General features: G+C 47.1%; 16 protein-coding genes. 8 read left to right on the top strand and 8 right to left on the bottom strand.

The window, feature by feature from the left end; genetic code table 11:
• Positions 1 to 65: 65 nt before the first annotated feature.
• From D0S45_01255 to D0S45_01225, 7 genes are all read left to right on the top strand, one after another.
• Complete coding sequence (locus D0S45_01255; GenBank protein ID TIH19995.1) at positions 66 to 1,166, top strand: hypothetical protein; 1,101 nt, start codon at positions 66 to 68, stop codon at positions 1,164 to 1,166.
• Between the two features lie 4 nt (positions 1,167 to 1,170).
• Complete coding sequence (locus tag D0S45_01250; GenBank protein TIH19994.1) at positions 1,171 to 1,923, top strand: hypothetical protein; 753 nt, start codon at positions 1,171 to 1,173, stop codon at positions 1,921 to 1,923.
• A gap of 45 nt (positions 1,924 to 1,968) precedes the next feature.
• Positions 1,969 to 2,319 carry a preprotein translocase subunit YajC gene (yajC, locus tag D0S45_01245; protein ID TIH19993.1) on the top strand — a complete coding sequence of 117 codons (351 nt, stop codon included), beginning with the start codon at positions 1,969 to 1,971 and terminating at the stop codon, positions 2,317 to 2,319.
• Between the two features lie 116 nt (positions 2,320 to 2,435).
• The gene (gene secD, locus D0S45_01240; protein ID TIH19992.1) at positions 2,436 to 4,037 is read left to right on the top strand and encodes a protein translocase subunit SecD; all 1,602 of its coding nucleotides are present in this window, start codon (positions 2,436 to 2,438) and stop codon (positions 4,035 to 4,037) included.
• A gap of 13 nt (positions 4,038 to 4,050) precedes the next feature.
• A complete protein-coding gene (secF, locus tag D0S45_01235; GenBank protein ID TIH19991.1) occupies positions 4,051 to 5,124 on the top strand; it encodes a protein translocase subunit SecF in 1,074 nt (357 codons plus the stop codon).
• Positions 5,125 to 5,320: 196 nt separating this feature from the next.
• Positions 5,321 to 6,136: a sulfotransferase gene (locus D0S45_01230; GenBank protein ID TIH19990.1), complete on the top strand. Its 816-nt coding sequence runs from the start codon at positions 5,321 to 5,323 to the stop codon at positions 6,134 to 6,136.
• Between the two features lie 378 nt (positions 6,137 to 6,514).
• The gene (locus D0S45_01225; protein TIH19989.1) at positions 6,515 to 7,666 is read left to right on the top strand and encodes an aromatic amino acid permease; all 1,152 of its coding nucleotides are present in this window, start codon (positions 6,515 to 6,517) and stop codon (positions 7,664 to 7,666) included.
• 39 nt (positions 7,667 to 7,705) lie between these two features.
• Here the strand turns inward: D0S45_01225 and D0S45_01220 are convergent, their stop codons facing one another.
• The gene (locus D0S45_01220; protein ID TIH19988.1) at positions 7,706 to 8,944 is read right to left on the bottom strand and encodes a hypothetical protein; all 1,239 of its coding nucleotides are present in this window, start codon (positions 8,942 to 8,944) and stop codon (positions 7,706 to 7,708) included.
• 406 nt (positions 8,945 to 9,350) lie between these two features.
• Between D0S45_01220 and D0S45_01215 the strand changes: the two genes are divergently transcribed.
• Entirely contained in the window at positions 9,351 to 11,078 is a 1,728-nt protein-coding gene (locus tag D0S45_01215; GenBank protein ID TIH19987.1) for an aldehyde ferredoxin oxidoreductase, read from the top strand.
• Between the two features lie 60 nt (positions 11,079 to 11,138).
• Here the strand turns inward: D0S45_01215 and D0S45_01210 are convergent, their stop codons facing one another.
• From D0S45_01210 to D0S45_01180, 7 genes are all read right to left on the bottom strand, one after another.
• Positions 11,139 to 11,612 (bottom strand): universal stress protein, encoded by a 474-nt coding sequence (locus D0S45_01210; GenBank protein ID TIH19986.1) that lies wholly within the window; start codon positions 11,610 to 11,612, stop codon positions 11,139 to 11,141.
• A gap of 116 nt (positions 11,613 to 11,728) precedes the next feature.
• A complete protein-coding gene (locus tag D0S45_01205) occupies positions 11,729 to 12,829 on the bottom strand; it encodes a hypothetical protein (GenBank protein ID TIH19985.1) in 1,101 nt (366 codons plus the stop codon).
• Positions 12,830 to 12,839: 10 nt separating this feature from the next.
• Entirely contained in the window at positions 12,840 to 13,805 is a 966-nt protein-coding gene (locus tag D0S45_01200) for an HlyD family secretion protein (protein ID TIH19984.1), read from the bottom strand.
• A gap of 148 nt (positions 13,806 to 13,953) precedes the next feature.
• Entirely contained in the window at positions 13,954 to 14,928 is a 975-nt protein-coding gene (locus D0S45_01195; GenBank protein ID TIH19983.1) for a 4Fe-4S binding protein, read from the bottom strand.
• Between the two features lie 19 nt (positions 14,929 to 14,947).
• Complete coding sequence (rfbD, locus tag D0S45_01190) at positions 14,948 to 15,832, bottom strand: dTDP-4-dehydrorhamnose reductase (protein TIH19982.1); 885 nt, start codon at positions 15,830 to 15,832, stop codon at positions 14,948 to 14,950.
• A complete protein-coding gene (gene rfbB, locus D0S45_01185) occupies positions 15,829 to 16,851 on the bottom strand; it encodes a dTDP-glucose 4,6-dehydratase (GenBank protein ID TIH19981.1) in 1,023 nt (340 codons plus the stop codon). The genes rfbD and rfbB overlap by 4 nt, the downstream gene beginning before the upstream one ends.
• 116 nt (positions 16,852 to 16,967) lie before the next feature.
• Positions 16,968 to 17,453: a tRNA (cytidine(34)-2'-O)-methyltransferase gene (locus D0S45_01180; protein TIH19980.1), complete on the bottom strand. Its 486-nt coding sequence runs from the start codon at positions 17,451 to 17,453 to the stop codon at positions 16,968 to 16,970.
• Positions 17,454 to 17,646: the final 193 nt, after the last annotated feature.

Raw genomic sequence — 17,646 nt, 5'->3', positions numbered from 1 at the left:
GAGTCCAGAGAAACTTTTTTCAAAAAGTTTCTTTGGCCCTCGGAGAGCCGCCGGAGGCACCAAACATGAAAGCACCAGAAAATTATCATGATTTTGAGAAGGACATCTCCGGTTGCGGTGTGTTCGGTGTAATTAGTAAAAGCCGTGAATGTATCCCCGGTGATATTCCTATTCGGGCTATGAGCTGTATGCATGACCGGGGCAACGGCCTTGGCGGCGGCTTTGCGGCTTACGGAATTTATCCGGATCTGGCGGATAAATATTGCCTCCAACTGCTCTGTGATGACCAGCAGGCCCTTGATAAGGCTGAAGTTATTATCAAAAGATTTTTTGATATTAACGAATCAGAACCCATCAGGACTAGGAAAGTGTTGAGTATTCCTGATCCGCCTGTGGTCTGGCGGTACTTTGTTTACCCCAAAGAGCTGCGGCCCCAGTCCCGGTTCAGCGGGGGGAGCGAATCCGATTATATCGTGGGCGTGGTCATGAAGATCAATAAAGAGGTTCCGGGCGCGTTTGTCCTTTCCAGCGGCAAAAACATGGGTGCTTTTAAAGGCGTGGGCTATCCCGAAGATATTGCGGAGTTCTATCGTCTGGATGAATATGCGGCTTATATCTGGACCGGACATAACAGATTTCCGACCAATACTCCGGGCTGGTGGGGCGGGGCGCATCCGTTTACCATTCTGGACTGGTCCATTGTGCATAACGGAGAAATTTCTTCGTACGGCATTAATAGGCGGTACTTATGTACCCACGGGTATGAATGTACCATGAATACCGATACGGAAGTTGTTGCATATTTAATTGATTTATTGGTACGTAAACACGGTTTGAGCCGAAAACTGGCTTCGTCTGTTTTTGCGCCTCCTTTCTGGGAGGAAATAGAAAGAATGGATGGGCCGGAAAAAAAGCTTTACAGCGCACTGAGAACCACATACGCAAGTGCAATGTTGAATGGTCCGTTTGCCATTTTGGTGGCGGATTCCGATAGTTTGTGGGGACTTAATGATCGTATCAAGCTGCGGCCCCTTGTTGTTGCTAAGAAGGATGACCGGGTGTTCATGTCCAGTGAGGAAAGTGCCATACGGCTGGTCTGTCCCGACCTTGATGAGGTCTGGATGCCCAAGGCCGGGGAACCGGTCATAGTTCAGGCGGACGGGTGACGGTATGGCAGGATCATTAAAGATAGATGCCACAGGCATGAATTACCGCAGGCTCAATGAGATCGTGCGGGAAAATGTTCGAAACGGAGTTGGTGAATTCGTTCTCGACAATGTTGTTGGACAAAGGTACATAGCTACAGCCCTTAAGGGGAATTTGACTTTCACAGTCAATGGCACGCCCGGTCAGGACATGGCTGCTTTTATGCAGGGGCCGAAAATAGTCGTTAACGGCAATGTGCAGGACGGCACCGGAAATACCATGGATGACGGACAGATCGTCATCAAGGGGCTTGCCGGTGATGTTTTGGGATACGCAATGCGCGGTGGGGCTATTTACGTTCAGGGCGATGTCGGGTATCGGGTAGGAATCCATATGAAATCTTATATGGATCAGCAGCCTGTGATTGTCATCGGCGGAAAGGCCGGTGATTTTCTAGGTGAATATATGGCCGGAGGAGTGATTTTACTTCTTGGCATGTTTTCTGGTAAACCAGATGCTCCCATTGCGGGAATGTCTCTGGGAACCGGGATGCACGGAGGTGTAATCTACGTGCGTGGCGAGGTTTCCGAAGATATGGTCGGCCATGAAATAGTGGTTGAACCCGCGGATAAGGGCGATCTTGAGGCAATAGCCGAGATTGTCCTTGATTATTCAGAGGAAATCGGTGTGGATGCGGCAAAGATAATGGCTTCAGATTTCATGAAGCTTTTGCCCCGGTCACACCGCCCTTACGGGAATATGTATGTTCCCGTGTAATAGGCGGATTGTTTTATTCGTACACAGTCTTTTCAGGAGGACGTAATGTTTTTTGCAGATGTCGCACACGCGATGGGTGCAGCCGGACAGCAGGCCCAGGGCGGGCCCATGGGCGCACTTGGTTCTTTTCTCCCTCTCATCCTCATGTTTGCAATTTTCTATTTTCTGCTTATCAGACCGCAGCAGAAAAAAGCTAAAGCGCACAAAGCTATGCTGGAAGCAATCCAGAGAGGCGACCGTGTTCTTACCGCAGGCGGTATTTACGGCAGGGTAACCGCTGTAGATGGCGATGAACTGACCGTTGAGCTTGCAGAAGGTTTTCAGGTCAAGGTTGAGAGATCTTTTGTTTCCAACCTCGCTAATCCTGCGAAAAAAGAAGAAAAGAAAGACAAATAAGTCTTTTGGTGTAGTGAAGCCTATCAAGGCAAGACACTTTTCGGATGAGTCCGTAAGTGCTTGCCTTTTTAGTGTTTTTGTAACCTATCCTAGTTGAATTTATAAAGGGAGAGGAGATGAACGGGAGTCTTCGTTGGAAAATAGTTCTGACCCTGCTTGTTGTCGTGTTTGGAGTTGCTTACCTCCTTCCTTCAATGCCTGCGGTTCAGAATTCGGGAATGGCTCGCTTCCTGCCTGATGATAAAATCAGTTTGGGGCTTGACCTTAAGGGCGGTATCCATCTCACACTTGGTGTGGATATGGATAAAGCTCTGGATAACAACCTTTCTCGTATGGGAGACGACCTCAAGGCCGTTGCTCGCGAGGAAGGCATCATTGTATTGAAGCCCAAAGTGTTGAAGGGCGAGAGAGTCGAAGCTATTCTTCTCAAGCAGGCCCAGCAGGAAAAGCTGGAAAAGCTTGTTAAGGAAAATTTCGGTAATCTCACTATCCTCAGCACCGCAGTGAAGCCTGACGGCAAAGTCACTTACGTTTTTGCTCCTACTCCGGAATACAAGAAGTACCTGACCAAGCTGACCATGGATCAGGCTATCAAGACCATCCGCAACCGTATTGACCAGTTCGGTGTGGCTGAGCCGGATATCCGCAAACAGCAGGGTAACCGCATTCAGGTGCAGCTGCCCGGTATGCAGGATCCTGAAAGAGCTATCAAAATTATCGGTAAAACCGCCCATCTTGAATTCAAGCTGGTCGACGAAAATGCCGATCTTGAAAAAGCTCAGAAGGGTATTGTTGCCCCCGGCCGTGAAGTTACTGTCATTATGCACAGACTTCCTGACGGTTCATACATTGAAAAACCAATTGTTCTTAAGAAAGACGCCATGCTGACCGGTGAATACATCACCGATGCTCAGACCCGTTTTGACCAGTTCAACCAGCCTTACGTAACCCTGAACTTTAATAGCAGGGGCGCAAGAATTTTTGAAAGGGTCACCGGTGAAAACATCAAGAAACGCATGGCTATCGTTCTTGACGGAAAAGTATATTCCGCACCGACCATTCAGGATAAGATTGCAGGCGGCCGCGCTTCCATCACCGGTAGCTATACTACTGAAGAAGCACACGACCTCGCTATTGTTCTGCGTGCCGGTTCACTGCCCGCTCCGGTTAAAATCCTTGAGCAGAGAACTGTCGGTCCTTCCCTTGGACAGGAATCCATTGATAAAGGCGTTTCCGCCGCTGTCGTGGGTAGTGTGCTCGTGCTTGGCTTTATGCTTGTCTACTACGGCTTTGCAGGAATTGTTGCCAACGTTGTGCTGGTGCTCAACGTGGTTCTGATTCTGGCTGGTCTGGCAGCATTCGGTGCGACTCTGACCCTTCCCGGTATTGCGGGTATTATCCTGACCATCGGTATGGCTGTTGATGCAAACGTCATTATTTTCGAACGCATACGAGAAGAACTCAGAAGAGGGCTCACTGCTAAGGCTGCTATTGTAGAAGGCTACAGCAGGGCGACCCTGACTATTCTGGACGCAAACATCACCACTGTGATCGCTGCGGTTATTCTTTACCAGTTCGGTACCGGGCCAGTGCGCGGTTTCGCGGTAACACTTACTCTGGGTATTCTTACCTCCATGTTTACCGCTATTTTCGTGACCCGCATCTTGTTTGATCTTTACACCTCCAAGCGTGCCGCTGATGCGCCGCTGAACATTTAAGGAGAGTGAATAAATGGGATTGCAGATAATTAAACCCGATACCAAAATCGATTTTATCGGATTCAAGACCAAGGCGTTTGTCATTTCCGCTGTGCTGATCCTTCTCGGACTCGGTTCACTGGTTATGAACGGCGGCCCTAAGTACGGCATCGACTTTGCCGGCGGTATTGTGGTTCAGGTTAAGTTTGATAAAGAAGTAGGCGTAAAGACCGTTAAAAGCGCTCTCAAGGAAGCCAAGCTTCCCGGGCTGGTAGTCCAGAGTTTCGGTCATGAAGATGACAATGAAATCCTGCTCAGGACCTCTTCTTCCGAGATCAGTTCTTCAGAAGTAAGAGATAAAATCTCTGCCGGTCTTGAGTCCGGTCTGAAGGGTACCGGATTTGAGATCCAGCGTCTGGAAATGGTCGGACCCAAAGTTGGTGCCGACCTACGTACTAAGGCTATTGAGGCATTGTATTTTGCAGTGCTCCTGATCGCTATTTACATTTCCGGTCGTTTTGAGAAGCGCTGGTTTGCTGCGGCAATTATGGCTGGTGGCCTTTTCGGCGGAATCACCCTGTTGCAGATGATCGGTATGTCCACCACCGTACTCATTTTCGGTGCGCTGTTCATTACTATCGGATTGTGTTGGTACCTGAAGCTTAATTACGCTCTAGGTGCAATTGTGGCACTTATCCATGATATTACGATCACTGTGGGTATTTTCTCCCTGCTCGGCAAGGAGTTTGACCTGACCATCATTGCAGCCCTGCTGACCATCATCGGTTACTCTCTGAACGATACCATTATCGTTTTTGACCGTATCCGTGAGAACCTGCTCGGCAAGATCAGTGATTGCCTCGCTGATACCATCAACATCAGTATCAACCAGACCCTTAGCAGAACCATCCTTACTTCCGGCACAACCCTGCTGGTTGTAGCGGCTCTGTTTGCATTGGGCGGCGGCGTAATCCATGATTTCGCTCTCGCACTGCTCATCGGTGTCGGCGTCGGTACTTACTCTTCAATCTTCGTTGCAAGTCCCATCCTTCTCGGGTTTGGACCCAGCAAGATCGAAGACGATATGGAAGAAGCTGAAACAGCTTAGTTTCAGAAACTTTCAGATTGCTTATTCAAGCGGGAACGGCTCAGGCTGTTCCCGCTTTTTTGTGGCTCCTTTGTTGATTGATCTTATGGTTTGGTTTGGGTAATATTGACAGGTGTTACGGGCAGTTCTGAAACCGAAACAAGTTCTCTGCATGGTTTAGCTAAATTAATCTGAGTCTTTCGCTCAAGGAGTTCCTTTGCATAGCCCTTTCTTTTTTTTGCATATTCCAAAAACTGCAGGGACAACGCTAAATCATATTTTTGCAGCTAAATTTCCCGAAGAAACAATCTGTTCAGTATACAGCAAAGAAGAATTTGATTTTTTCAAAAAGATTACGACCAAGGAATTGGAAAGAATAAAGCTTGTTCAAGGGCATGTCTTTGTGCACGATTTTGATGAATTCTTTTCTGGTTTTATGGGTAAAAATGCCTTTACTTTTTTACGAGAGCCGGTGTCGAGAGTCGTTTCAGAATACAATTTTTTGCGTACCTGGCCGGGGAATCATCTTTATAACTATTTGAATGAAGAGAAAGTCACACTGGCAGAGTATGTCAGCAGCCAGCGTCCTGAGCTCATATATCGGGGGAAGAATTTGATGACCCGTTCGCTTTGTGGTGCTGTCGATGATGATAGAACCATGCTTGAACGGGCAATGGAAAATTTACAGAGATTGCATCTTGTCGGCATTACAGAACGATTTGATGAAAGTCTGTTGATGCTAAAGAAGATGATGAATCTTGAGAACGTCTTGTATGAAAAGCATAATGTCAGAAAGAAAAAAAAAGAGATAACAGAAGAAGATGTAGCCGTTGTGCGTGAGTATAACGAGCAGGATATTGAACTGTATAATTTTGCATGCCAGCTTTTTGAACAACGTATAAACGATTTAGGCGCTGATTTTAAGAAAGAGTTAAATATGTTTCAAATGATGAATGAACGCTATCAGCGAATATCAGCACTTCTTATGAAGCAAAATGAAGAAAACGGGGATGATTTTATTTACGGTAAGTAAATTCGATCGTACACGTAGATAATCTTTCTTTTGCTGTTTGGTTGATTTTTGCAGATTTAGATGAACGGGAATGCTCTGGGCGTTCCCGTTTTTTATGGTCTTGCGATTTTTGCGTGGAAGCTTTAAATTTGACGTATATATTTTGTTATCCTTAAAATTATTGCAAATAATTTCGATAAGAGTATGTTTTTCTTGAGGGAATACGAATATAGTATTTTCTGCTTCAAAGCTCAGAATGAACTTCATTTGGTCTTTCTTCTGTGTGCTTCAATATCCCGTCTATATAATTTTTGTTTCCAATTTCTGTCAGACTAAACATTTGTATTCATTCTTGGAATGCAGGTGTTTTTTTGATGGTTATTTTTCAAGGAGATTGTTTTGAATACTAAAACGCTAGGCGCAATCAGCGTGGTGGCTGGAACTTCTATTGGTGCAGGTATGCTGGGCCTACCAATGACTTTAGGAAATCTTGGATTTACCACTGGGGCGTGTGCCCTTGTTTTTATGTGGGTAGTGGCTGCTTACTCCGCTTTGATGCTGCTGGAAATTAATTTGGAATTCGGGAAGGGCGTAAATTTTAACTTCATGACCCGCAAAATCCTCGGTCATACCGGACAGCTGATAGGCACCGGGAGTGTCTTCTTTTTGTTGTACTGTCTGATTGTGGCATACCTTAGTGGAATTGGAGGTCTTGTTTCTAATGCAAGCGGAGTTGATCCCCGACTGGGTGCCGCTATTTTTACTGCCTTCAGCGTAGTGGTTCTTGTTGCAGGTACCCATATTGTAGTGCAGGCGAATAAATATCTTTTCATTTTGATGATTGCAGCGATGCTTGTTTGTTTTGGTACTCTTGGTGGGCAGATGGATTTAAATTCTCTCTCGCAGGGCAATCCTACTCCGCAAGCTCTCTTTGTAACCTTTCCTGTTTTGATTACTTCTTTTGGTTATCATGTCTGTATACCAAGTATCGTGAATTATATTGGTGAAGATAAAAAGAGTCTCATCCGAATTTTGATTGTCGGTGGGGCCATGCCAAGTTTTTGCTATCTTCTCTGGCTGTTCCTTTCTCTTGGAAGCACGACACCGGAGCAGCTTGCTTCAATCACAAATGTTGATGCTTTGGTCGATTTGATCAGCGGTGGAACTGTGTGGGTTAAGACTGTAGTCTCTGTCTTTGCGTCACTGGCCCTTGTTACTTCGTTTTTGGGCGTTTCGTTGAGTTTGTTCGATCTTGTAGCTGAAACTTTTAAGCGAAAAGATGATAATATGGGACGTATCGGGACCAGTTTGATTGTATTTCTTCCACCGCTTGGTGCATCAATGCTGGCTCCAGACGGTTTTATCGCTGCCCTTGCTCATGCCGGTGCAGCCTTTACAGTTATTGCGGTTTTGTTACCCTGTGTCATGATTTGGAAAATGCGCGCAGCAGGGTTGAACCAGAAGTTTAGAGTTTTTGGCGGCCGTCCGGCAATTATAGCCAGTTTCTTTTGCGGATTGGTGATTATTCTCGCAAATTACGTTCATGCATAAATAAGGGGCCCGTGTGTGGCCCCTTTTCTTATCGCCTGTTTAATACCTGAAAATCCAAGGCAATACGAGAACCGAAAACCCGGTCCAGATTGCATAAAGTGGTAGGTAGCGGGCAAGTCCGATCTCGATATCTTCCAGTGTTCCCTTGCTGGAATGATAGCGCAGGTAGCCCATGCCCATTACAGCCAGATTTCCGAAAGTGACAAGGTTAGAGCCGAGAACACTCATCCGGTTAGCAGTCAGGCCGTATTCGAATATACGCCAGCCGATGGCACAGATTCCTACAAGGTCAAGAATGACAGTTGCCACAACCATTAGACTGATTACTGCGATACTCAGACGGCCTGTTTCCTTTTCGCCTCGTCCGGTCAGTGTGAATACGGCAGTCGCCAACACACTGAGCAGCAGGATATTGTAGGTTAGTAGGGTGGAGCGGTCCTGAAAAAGTTCTTCAGTGTTCCAAGCCATTGCTCCCATGTAGCTGAGAATGAGCACCAGCAGTAGCGGTGAGAAAATACGGGCTAATAGGGGAACCAGTTTCCGGGCAGCAGAATATGTGTCCGTGGCCCATGCTGCCACCAGCGGGATTGAACCCATTCCGTAAATCGCCAGATCTTCAATTATCCAACTACTGTCGATGTGCAGCATATCAAATAATCCGAAGGTCAGCAGAAGTAGTACGCCTCCCCCTAAAAAAAGAAGCCCTGAGTGAATGATTAGCTCTCCGCTGAAGCGTAGGTATTCGATTCGCTGAGCTGTTGATTGCAAGTTATTTGCAACTCGACTCAGTCCGTATAGAGACCAGATTAAAAAGGGCAAATTAAGGCAGGCCAGCGCATACACGTCATCCCATTTTTCAGGGATGAAACTCATGAGCAATCCTAGAAAAAGACTGATACCAATCCCAAATGTCGTTGTCCTTCTGGGCCAGCCGCGCATGTGCATGGTGTAAAGGAACATGGCTGAAAGTGGGATCAGTGAGACCATCCAGCCGAATAGTTCAAAATTATCAAGGTCGGCCCAGTCCGGTATTTTCAGCAAAGTCCCAGACGCAAAGCAGAGCAAAAGCATAATTAGAAGGTCGGTTGAGGAAAGGGCTTGAGTCTTTGCAGGGGAGAAATTCAATCTTGCCTGCCATGCCCGGAATAAAAGTGAATCCTCTAGTCCGATAAAAGCATCCCGATATTTATCTCGAAAGTCCTTTGGGTTATCTCTGTATATTTGTTCAATGTTTTCCGGTTCATCGATGGCCGCTCGAATTTTGGATTCAAGAGTCATGTTTTGTCCTTTCACGGCTGGAGGGCCGGGCAGATAAGTGATTTTTATTATTTCAAATTATTCTTAAGATACCTTTCTAGTCAATGTTTGTAAAAAAATGCAATTTTTAAAATTTGTGCATTCTAGTTATGCAGTATTGTTTTTATGAGTGATTTTTATTGTATAATTGGTGCTGTTGCTCTTTGGATTTAATGCAGCGTTTGAAGTTGTGGGTGTGTTTGTGCAACGAAAAACATAAATATGTCAAAAAAGATATAATAGAAATTTATGTGCTTGCCCGGATATAATTTAAAATCTTTGACAAGCGTGTGTACAAGTATATAATTGCCTCACTTATTAACGGAAAAGATTTTTTTAAGAACGAAGGTTGTTTTTACTAATTTTTCAAAATTTATAGGTGGTTATCATGCCCAGAATCCTTAGAATCAACACCCGTACCAAAGAGTTCAACTTTGAAGAACTCGGTGATTACGCAGGTCTCGGCGGACGCGCTCTGACTTCAAAACTCGTAAACAGCGAAGTTCCCGGTGATTGTCATGCTCTTTCCGCAGAAAACAAGCTCGTATGGGCTGCCGGTATCCTTGCCGGTTCCGGTGCAGCAAACTCCGGTAGACTTTCCTGTGGTGCTAAGTCTCCCCTGACTGGTGGTATCAAAGAAAGTAACTCCGGCGGCCAGTTCGCACAGGTTCTGCCCCGTCTCGATATTCTGGCTATTGTTTTTGAAGATAAGCCTGAAATGGACGCTCCTTTTTCCATCGTTGAAATTTACGCAGACCGTGTAGAGTTCAAGGATGCTACTCCCATCGTAGGCATGGATAACTATCCTGCACACGAAAAACTCAAAGAAACTTACGGCGACAAGGCTGTTACCGCTCTGGCAGGACCTGCTGGTGAACAGTGTCTTGCTGCTTCCACCATCCAGTTTTCCGATCCGCACCTGAATCCTGCTCGTTCTGCAGGTCGTGGCGGCATGGGTGCTGTTATGGGTTCCAAAAAGGTCAAGGCTGTTGTTCTTGATCCTGAAGCAAAGGGCCGCATTAAGCCTGTTAATGAAGAAGCTTTCAAGGTTGCGCGTAAACGTTGGCTCGAAATTCTCATGGGCCACCCCGTAACCAGTGAAGGTCTGCCTGCATTCGGTACTGCTATCCTCGTTAACATCATTAACGAAGCTGGCGCACTGCCTACCAAAAACTTCCGTTACGGTCGTTTTGACGATGTTGCAGAAATCTCCGGTGAAAAGATTGCTGAAGTTATTGAATCACGCGGTGGTAAAACCAAAGAAGGTTGCCATACCGGTTGTGTTATTCAGTGCTCCCAGCGTTACAACGATAAAAACGGCAACTACCTGACCTCTGGTTTTGAGTACGAAACCGTTTGGGGATTCGGCGCTAACTGCCTGATCAAAGATATTGACGATATCGCCACCATGGACCGTATTTGTGACGAAAAAGGTATCGATACCATTGAAATGGGTTGTACCATGGCAGTTGCAATGGACGGCGGCGTCCTGAACTGGGGTGACAGCAAGGCCGGTATCGAGCTGCTCAAGAAAATCGGTTCTTCCGATGCCATGGGCCGTATCATCGGTAACGGCGCAGACTTCGCAGGTCAGGCTTTCGGCGTTGACCGCATCCCCACTGTTAAGGGACAGGGTCTGCCCGCATACGATCCCCGCTCCGTAAAGGGTGTCGGCGTTACCTACGCAACAACCCCCATGGGCGGTGACCACACTGCCGGTTACGCAGTAGCTACTAACATCCTCAAGGTTGGTGGTGATGTTGATCCTCTTTCTAAGGAAGGACAGATCGAACTTTCCAAGAACCTTCAGATTGCTACCGCAACCATTGATGGTCTCGGCCTCTGCCTGTTCGTAGCCTTCGCAGTTCTGGATACCGAAGATGCAGTTCAGTGCATATGCGATCTCGTTGCCGCAACTCACGGTATCGAATTCACCGTTGAAGACTTTATCGCTCTCGGCGTGAACACTCTTAAGGATGAACTTGATTTCAACCGCAAGGCCGGCTTCACCAAGAGTGACGACCAGCTGCCCCGTTTCTTCAGCGAAGAAAAGCTTGCACCCCATGACACTGTCTGGGAATACACAGTTGAAGAACTTCAGGCTGCTAAAGTCTAAAGCTGCTTAAAATAAAATGAGTTAAGCCCGGTTGAGAATTTCTCAGCCGGGCTTAATTTTTTATCTGTTTTTGATAACGTGTACTGAAACCGGGGATTGCTTGATAACCTGATCTGTTACACTTCCGATGGCGTCAGGAGCGGAGTTTTTCTTTTCACTCCCCAGACCGTGACTGGAAATGACAATTAGGTCGGCGTTTTCCTTTTTTGCATGTTCAATGATATTTTTTACTGGATCTCCAAGAGTGAGTCGGATTTCAATCAGCGGGCAGCTTCGCAGTTCTTCTTCACAAAGTTTGTTGAGGGATTTTCTGGCCTTTTCAACTTCCCAATCCCGGAAGTCGTTGAGTCTGTCTTGGTCTGGATAGTTTCCGTAGGCGGGGAAATAAGAGCAGAGGTCAATTGTAGAGTAGAGTACAACAACCTTGGCGTTGTAGAGGGTAGATAGGGAAACCACCTCATCTATTGATTCACGTGAGTAGCGCGACAGGTCCGTCGGCCACAAAATAGTTTTAACTGACATATGTTCCTCCATCTTTTGAAATGGAATTAGTATCTATTTATAATATAATTCTTCGTTTCAGAATTGAAAGGGGCGCATAGTATATTTGCTTTGGGGGTTAAGCCCGGTTGAGAATTTCTCGACCGGGCTTAATTTTTGGCTTCATCTATGGGATCGGGATTATTATTTTCAAAGAGTGCATGAATTATATTCCAGAGAATCAGTCCGGCAAGGATGCCGCATAACCGTGTAATAGGCGGTTGAAGCTCTGTGCCCGGACCAAGTCCCTGCACAAGGGTTAGAGTCAGGGCTATGCCTGCTTGCAGTCCCATGTAAGAGCAGCGCGGGTCACCATGATCAATGTAGGAAAAAATAAAGATAAGCACCCCATAGCTAATTCCCCAAGTGATGAGGTAGTACCCCGCCGTGCTTCCGAGCAGGAACAGGCCTATGCTTCCTCCGGTCACACATCCCAGCAGTCGTAGAATTCCTTTGCGCCACGTTTCTACCGGGGTTGGCTGAAGCAGAATTAATGAGGTTACCCCGATTTGTAGGATTCCCGGCAGATCTAGCCATTTCCAGATCAGGGGAACTGAAACCATGGCAAGAGCCAGACTGATAGCCTGTTTGACCAGTTCAGATTCCTGTTTCGCTGTCATTTTGTTGGACTCGGTTGATGCTAACGATTTTGTTGATGATTGTGGGGTTTTGTCTGTTTCCGGTGGGGAAGGATTGAAAATCGCACTCATGATGATGGCCATGATTGTTCCAAGGCTGATTTCAAAGGTGCGGTAAAAAGCGAAATTGAATATTGAGTGCGGTACGACCAGCCCGGCAATGGAGAGTAGAACAATCATGAAGCCAGCCATGGACCAGGCATAGCTGTCCCTTCCTCGTAGGGCTGAGACCATCACAGTGGCTACAGATGCAAAAAAAATAAGGCATAGAATAGCAAAGACGTTGTCGATAAACGTCCCTAGTAGAATTAGAGCGATTAGGCACCCAAATATTGTTCCGATTATGCGCAGAGTGCCTTTGATGAGAGATGCATCATAGCTTGAGCGGGAAACAACCAGTGCTGATATCCCGGACCAGTATGGCTTTTCCAAATTCAGCCAATTGGCGATAAGCACTGCGCAGAGAGCTGCCATGGCCGCCCCGAGAGCGCAACGGGCCTGATTTGCATCAAATCGGCTAAACTCTTTGGCAAGCCCCTGCTTGAAATCGCGGAAGACAATTGCGGCATGCATTTTAAGGTCCTCAGTAGACGACTATTGTACGGGCATCGGAACCGCTCAGCAGGCGAATTCTTTCCGGTCTTTTAATGTGGATACGCACCGGAAAGCGACGGGAAAGCCTGATCCAGTTTGTTTTCGGTTCCACATAGGGGAGCAGTTTCTTAGAGGCCGGACTGCGCGAAACCCCGCGGGCGATTCCTTGCACCTCACCATCAAAAAGCTGCCATGGGTAATTATCGAGATGCACGGTCACATGTTGTCCCGGTTTTATGTGCCGGACCAGCTGCTCGCGATAATTTGCTATGACCCGCCAATCTTCATCTGAAACCACAGCCATTATGGGCTGGCCGATTTTAGCGTAATCACCGGGTTTGATGTTCAGGGCGGTGATAAATCCATTTACCGGGGCATAGAGTCTGGTGTGCTCCATTTCATATTCAGCCATATCCAGCTGGGCCTGAGCATGGTGTGTGTCGTGTGTCTGTGCGAGAACAGCGGCCCTTGCTTCGGCTACTTCTGCCCCGGATTCTTTGTGTCTGTCCAATGCCTTGCGGTAAGCTTCGAGTTTTTCATCATAAGCCTGCCTTGATACGGTCTTGGATTTTATAAGTTTGCGAAATCTTTGTTCAGTTGTTGCGGCAAGGGTTAGAGATGCCTGACTTTCTTTGAACAGGGCTTCTGCTGCTTCAAGGTTTTTGTTCTGCATCTCAAGTTTTGAAGTGGCTTGATTCAGTCTTGCTTTTGAGCTTTTAAAATTGATTTGAAAAGGGGTAGGGTCGATGACTGCCAGAAGTTCGTCTTTTGCAACCAGCTGGTTGTCTTTAATTTCAACCGAAAGTACATGTCCTTTCACTCGCGGAGCCATGCGGATAATGTCCGTTTCCAGATATGCATCATCTGTGTAGGCTATGAAATATGTTGATACCCAATATAGAAATAGTAGAAATAGGGCTGCAAAAAGCAATTTGAAAACGGTCTTGCGGTTCATAGTTGCTTCCTTGAATAGGGTGCGAGTGCGGATTTGGGTATAATGATAAACTGATTTATGTAAATTTACCACTGCTACAAAAAAACGGCACCCCTCGACTTAGATAGTCGGGAGGTGCCGTTTTAATTTTGTGTTTGCAATTAATTTTTTACATCATCATGTAATATTTGCGCAGCATTTCCAGCGGATAGGGAGAGTCCCAATGGTTGGTGAATTTTGCAGCTGCATAGTAGACCAGCAGAATCAGCAGTGATCCGGCAGCGATGATATACCATGGTAGTTTAACCCGGCTTAAACGGTCGGTGACATTCAGACAGCCATCCACCGGACAAGCGTTGATGCACTGGGTACAGCCCACACATTCTGGGGAGTTGATGGTCTGCTTCAGGTCCACTTCAATTCCTCCGGGGCAGGCCGTATTGCATTTTCCGCAGCTGATGCATTTGTCTTCGTCACGCTTGATGGCAACCGGGGAAATCTTGGCGAGTATGCCTAGCAGTGCGCCGTAAGGACAGAGGAAACGGCACCAGAAGTAGGGGATAAAAACTCCCAATACCAATATTGCCCCGACAATCAAGGCCGCAGTGGTGCTCATGTCGGTGAAGAAAAGCATCATTTTGGCTTCGGCAGTGAAGTTGTACGGGGAATGGATGAAGGCATCCACTTCACGTCCGCTCATTTTGAAGAAAACAGTAATCAGGAAAAAGGCCAGAGCAATGTATTTGGGAATCAGCATCCCGAATTCTATTTTGCCTTTGATAGTAATAATTTTGCAAAATTTTTGTCCGATTCTGTTCAGCAGATTGTGAATAAACCCAACCGGACAGAGGTAACCGCAAAATCCTTTGCGCACGATCAGGCTCATGACCATGACCGCAATAAAGATAGTCAGCCCCGCGGGATGCACTTCATCAAAGACACCTTTGCTGAAAAGCTGTTTCAGGGAAAGCAGGGAGCTGATGGGCAGGAACCCTTCCACCGCACCGGGCTTGCTCACTGCAATGTCGGAATTGCCGATCATCCATTGGTAGAAAAGATAAAAGCGGTGTCCCACCCAGATGCAGAATAGAGTCATGGCGCATTGAATGGAATCCCGCAGCAGTTGAGGGGATATTTTTTTCATTTTTCCTTTGGCGGGAAGATTAATCTTCCTGATGGTCTTTCAGGTCGTTGTACACATAGTCCCTGAGAGCCTGTACCCACGGGCGTGGAGTTTTGCCGGTCACCTCACTGAATTTGGAGGTATCCAGCACAGAGTAGGGAGGCCTCGTGGCCTTAGTGGGGTAGGCGGAAGTTGGGACCGGGTCGACTCGGCAGTTGATGGCGCAGCTGTTAATGGCTTCGGTGGCCAGTTCACACCAGCTTGCTTTGCCGGAGTTGACTACATTGAAAATTCCTTTGGCTTCATTTTTGAGCAGCTCAATTGTGTATTCAGCAAGATCTGGCGTGTACGTGGGCGACCCGGCTTGATCATGAACAACGGTCAGGTTTTCCCGTTCTTTGGCAAAGTTCAGGATTTTGTGCACGAAGTTGGTTTTGTGAGGGCCGAACAGCCAGGCTGTGCGGATGATCAGGATCTCTTCGTAATCAAGATCTCTGAGCCGTTCTTCTCCGGCCAGCTTGGTTTCGCCGTAGACGGATTGGGGATTGGTCCGGTCTTCTTCCGTGTAGGGAGAATCCTTTTTGCCGTCAAAGACAAAGTCAGTGCTGAAGTGGATCAGTTTGACATTGAATTGCTTGCAAAGCCTGCCCAAGGTGGCGGGCAGGGTGGTGTTCAGCAGGTGGGCGTTGTTTTCTTCATCTTCGGCAAGGTCAACCATGGTATAGGCCACGGTATTAAATATGAAATCCGGTTCTTCCCTTTCCAGCAGTGCTGTCAGAGATTCCTCGTTCATGGGGTCAAAGTCGGAGCGGGACAAGGGTATGGTTACGATTTCCTGTGCCTGCATTTTTTCTGCAAGACTTTGTCCGAGAAGTCCGGTGCGTCCGCCGAGAATTACTGCCTTTTTACCTGCTAAATCTATCATTTGCGTTCCCCGTACCATTGGTCCATGAATTCGCGATAAGCACCGCTACGAACATCTTCAAGCCATTGTCCGTTGCTCTGGTACCATTCGATGGTTTTGCGGATTCCTTCATCAAAAGTCACTGCCGGAGTAAAGCCAAGCTCTTTTTCAGCCAGTGAATAGTCCATGGCATATCGCATGTCATGGCCGGGCCTGTCTTTGACATAAGTTATGAGTGACTCATCTTTTCCGAGAATTGTCAGCAGTTCCCTGACCAGCTCAAGATTGGTTTTTTCAGCAGCACCGCCGAAATTGTATGCCTTGCCGGGCTGCCCTTTGAGCAGGGTCAGTTCCACTCCGGTGCAATGGTCGTCAACGTAAATCCAGTCCCTGATATTGGAGCCGTCACCATAAATGGGAAGGCTTTCACTCGCAGTTGCCTTGATAAACATGAGCGGGATGAGTTTTTCCGGGAACTGGTAGGGACCGTAGTTGTTGGAGCAGCGAGTGATGGATACGGGAAATTTGTAGGTCTCGAAGTAAGCCCGGGCCATGAGATCCGCACCGGCCTTGGAGGCGGAGTAGGGGCTGTTTGGCTCAAGGGGATTTTCTTCGCTGAAGGCCGGATCGTTTGGTCCGAGAGTGCCGTATACTTCGTCAGTGGAGACGTGGACGAATTTCTCGATTCCGGCACTGCGGGCGCATTCCATTATGTTTTGTGCGCCGAGGGTGTTGGTGGTCAGAAAGGGCGCTGGGTCATTGATGGAGCGGTCCACATGAGATTCAGCCGCAAAGTTGACCACTGCATCGATCTTGTAATCGTGCAGTACGGAGGTGACGAATTCCTTATCGCAGATGTCACCTTGAATGAATGTGTAGCCGGAATTTTCGTCCTGCTCCAGTTCAAGCAGGTTTTTGCGGTTCCCGGCATAGGTCAGTTTATCGAGGTTGAACAGTTTCCAGTCAGGATGTCTTTCCTTCATCAGATAGATAAAGTTGGTTCCGATGAAACCGCATCCGCCGGTAATAAGAAGTCGCATAGATTCTCCACTAAAGATTAAAATTCAAAGGCGAACATAACTGTTGCCGCAGCGTTATGCAAGAAAGTGCAGTAGGTAAATTGATATGCACAAATCGAAGTGTGCCTGAATAAAAATTATTTGAAGGAAACCTCTGCGTCCAGACAGGACAATGCCTGATAGAGAATTATCCCTGCCGAGGTAGAAAGGTTCAGGCTGCGCACATTGTCCGTAGTGGGAATCTTTACGGCGTACTCGAATTCATCAAACATCCACTCGGGCAAGCCCCGTGTTTCCGGGCCGAGCACAAGATGGTCTCCGGGTAGAAATTTGAAATTGAAAAGATGGGTGCCCCGTTTGGCACTGGTGGTAACCAGTCGCTGGGGTTTTGCGTTTTCTTTGTAATCCTGCCAGTTTTTCCACACTGAAAGCTTTACCTTGGGCCAGTAATCAAGTCCCGCACGCTTGAGGTGCTTGTCGGAAATAGAAAAGCCCAGCGGCTCGATAAGGTGCAGCGGGGTGTCGGTGCCGGCGCAGAGCCGTGCAATGTTTCCGGTATTGGGAGGAATTTCCGGTTCAAAGAGAACGATACTAAAAGGATTAGTGAATTTTTCCTGCTTCATGGGTGGAATCGATAGCAGGTGAAAGTAGATAGGGCAATCCCTGATTCGGGATTAAAATTTTGGCATAAAAAAATGTCCGGATCAATCGCGGGAGGGAGGCAGAATCGCTTTTGTATAAATTTTTTCTAAGCTGTTCGTTTCTACCGTTTCCTGCACTCGCCTATCAGTCCAGAACATTTTTTAAAGATGGATG

It is taken from the genome of Marinifilum sp. JC120, assembly GCA_004923195.1.
In the GTDB taxonomy this organism is placed as follows: Bacteria; Desulfobacterota; Desulfovibrionia; order Desulfovibrionales; family Desulfovibrionaceae; genus Maridesulfovibrio.
Note: the sequence above shows the minus strand (reverse complement) of the source record. Positions and strands in the feature narration are given on the sequence as shown.

Coding starts and splice junctions, on each gene's coding strand:
- D0S45_01250 (TIH19994.1), top strand. CDS start 1,171: ATGGCAGGATCATTAAAGATAGATGCCACAGGCATGAATTACCGCAGG.
- D0S45_01200 (TIH19984.1), bottom strand. CDS start 13,805: ATGAACCGCAAGACCGTTTTCAAATTGCTTTTTGCAGCCCTATTTCTA.
- D0S45_01255 (TIH19995.1), top strand. CDS start 66: ATGAAAGCACCAGAAAATTATCATGATTTTGAGAAGGACATCTCCGGT.
- D0S45_01180 (TIH19980.1), bottom strand. CDS start 17,453: ATGAAGCAGGAAAAATTCACTAATCCTTTTAGTATCGTTCTCTTTGAA.
- D0S45_01210 (TIH19986.1), bottom strand. CDS start 11,612: ATGGAGGAACATATGTCAGTTAAAACTATTTTGTGGCCGACGGACCTG.
- D0S45_01220 (TIH19988.1), bottom strand. CDS start 8,944: ATGACTCTTGAATCCAAAATTCGAGCGGCCATCGATGAACCGGAAAAC.
- D0S45_01215 (TIH19987.1), top strand. CDS start 9,351: ATGCCCAGAATCCTTAGAATCAACACCCGTACCAAAGAGTTCAACTTT.
- secD (TIH19992.1), top strand. CDS start 2,436: ATGAACGGGAGTCTTCGTTGGAAAATAGTTCTGACCCTGCTTGTTGTC.
- yajC (TIH19993.1), top strand. CDS start 1,969: ATGTTTTTTGCAGATGTCGCACACGCGATGGGTGCAGCCGGACAGCAG.
- rfbB (TIH19981.1), bottom strand. CDS start 16,851: ATGCGACTTCTTATTACCGGCGGATGCGGTTTCATCGGAACCAACTTT.
- secF (TIH19991.1), top strand. CDS start 4,051: ATGGGATTGCAGATAATTAAACCCGATACCAAAATCGATTTTATCGGA.
- rfbD (TIH19982.1), bottom strand. CDS start 15,832: ATGATAGATTTAGCAGGTAAAAAGGCAGTAATTCTCGGCGGACGCACC.
- D0S45_01205 (TIH19985.1), bottom strand. CDS start 12,829: ATGCATGCCGCAATTGTCTTCCGCGATTTCAAGCAGGGGCTTGCCAAA.
- D0S45_01195 (TIH19983.1), bottom strand. CDS start 14,928: ATGAAAAAAATATCCCCTCAACTGCTGCGGGATTCCATTCAATGCGCC.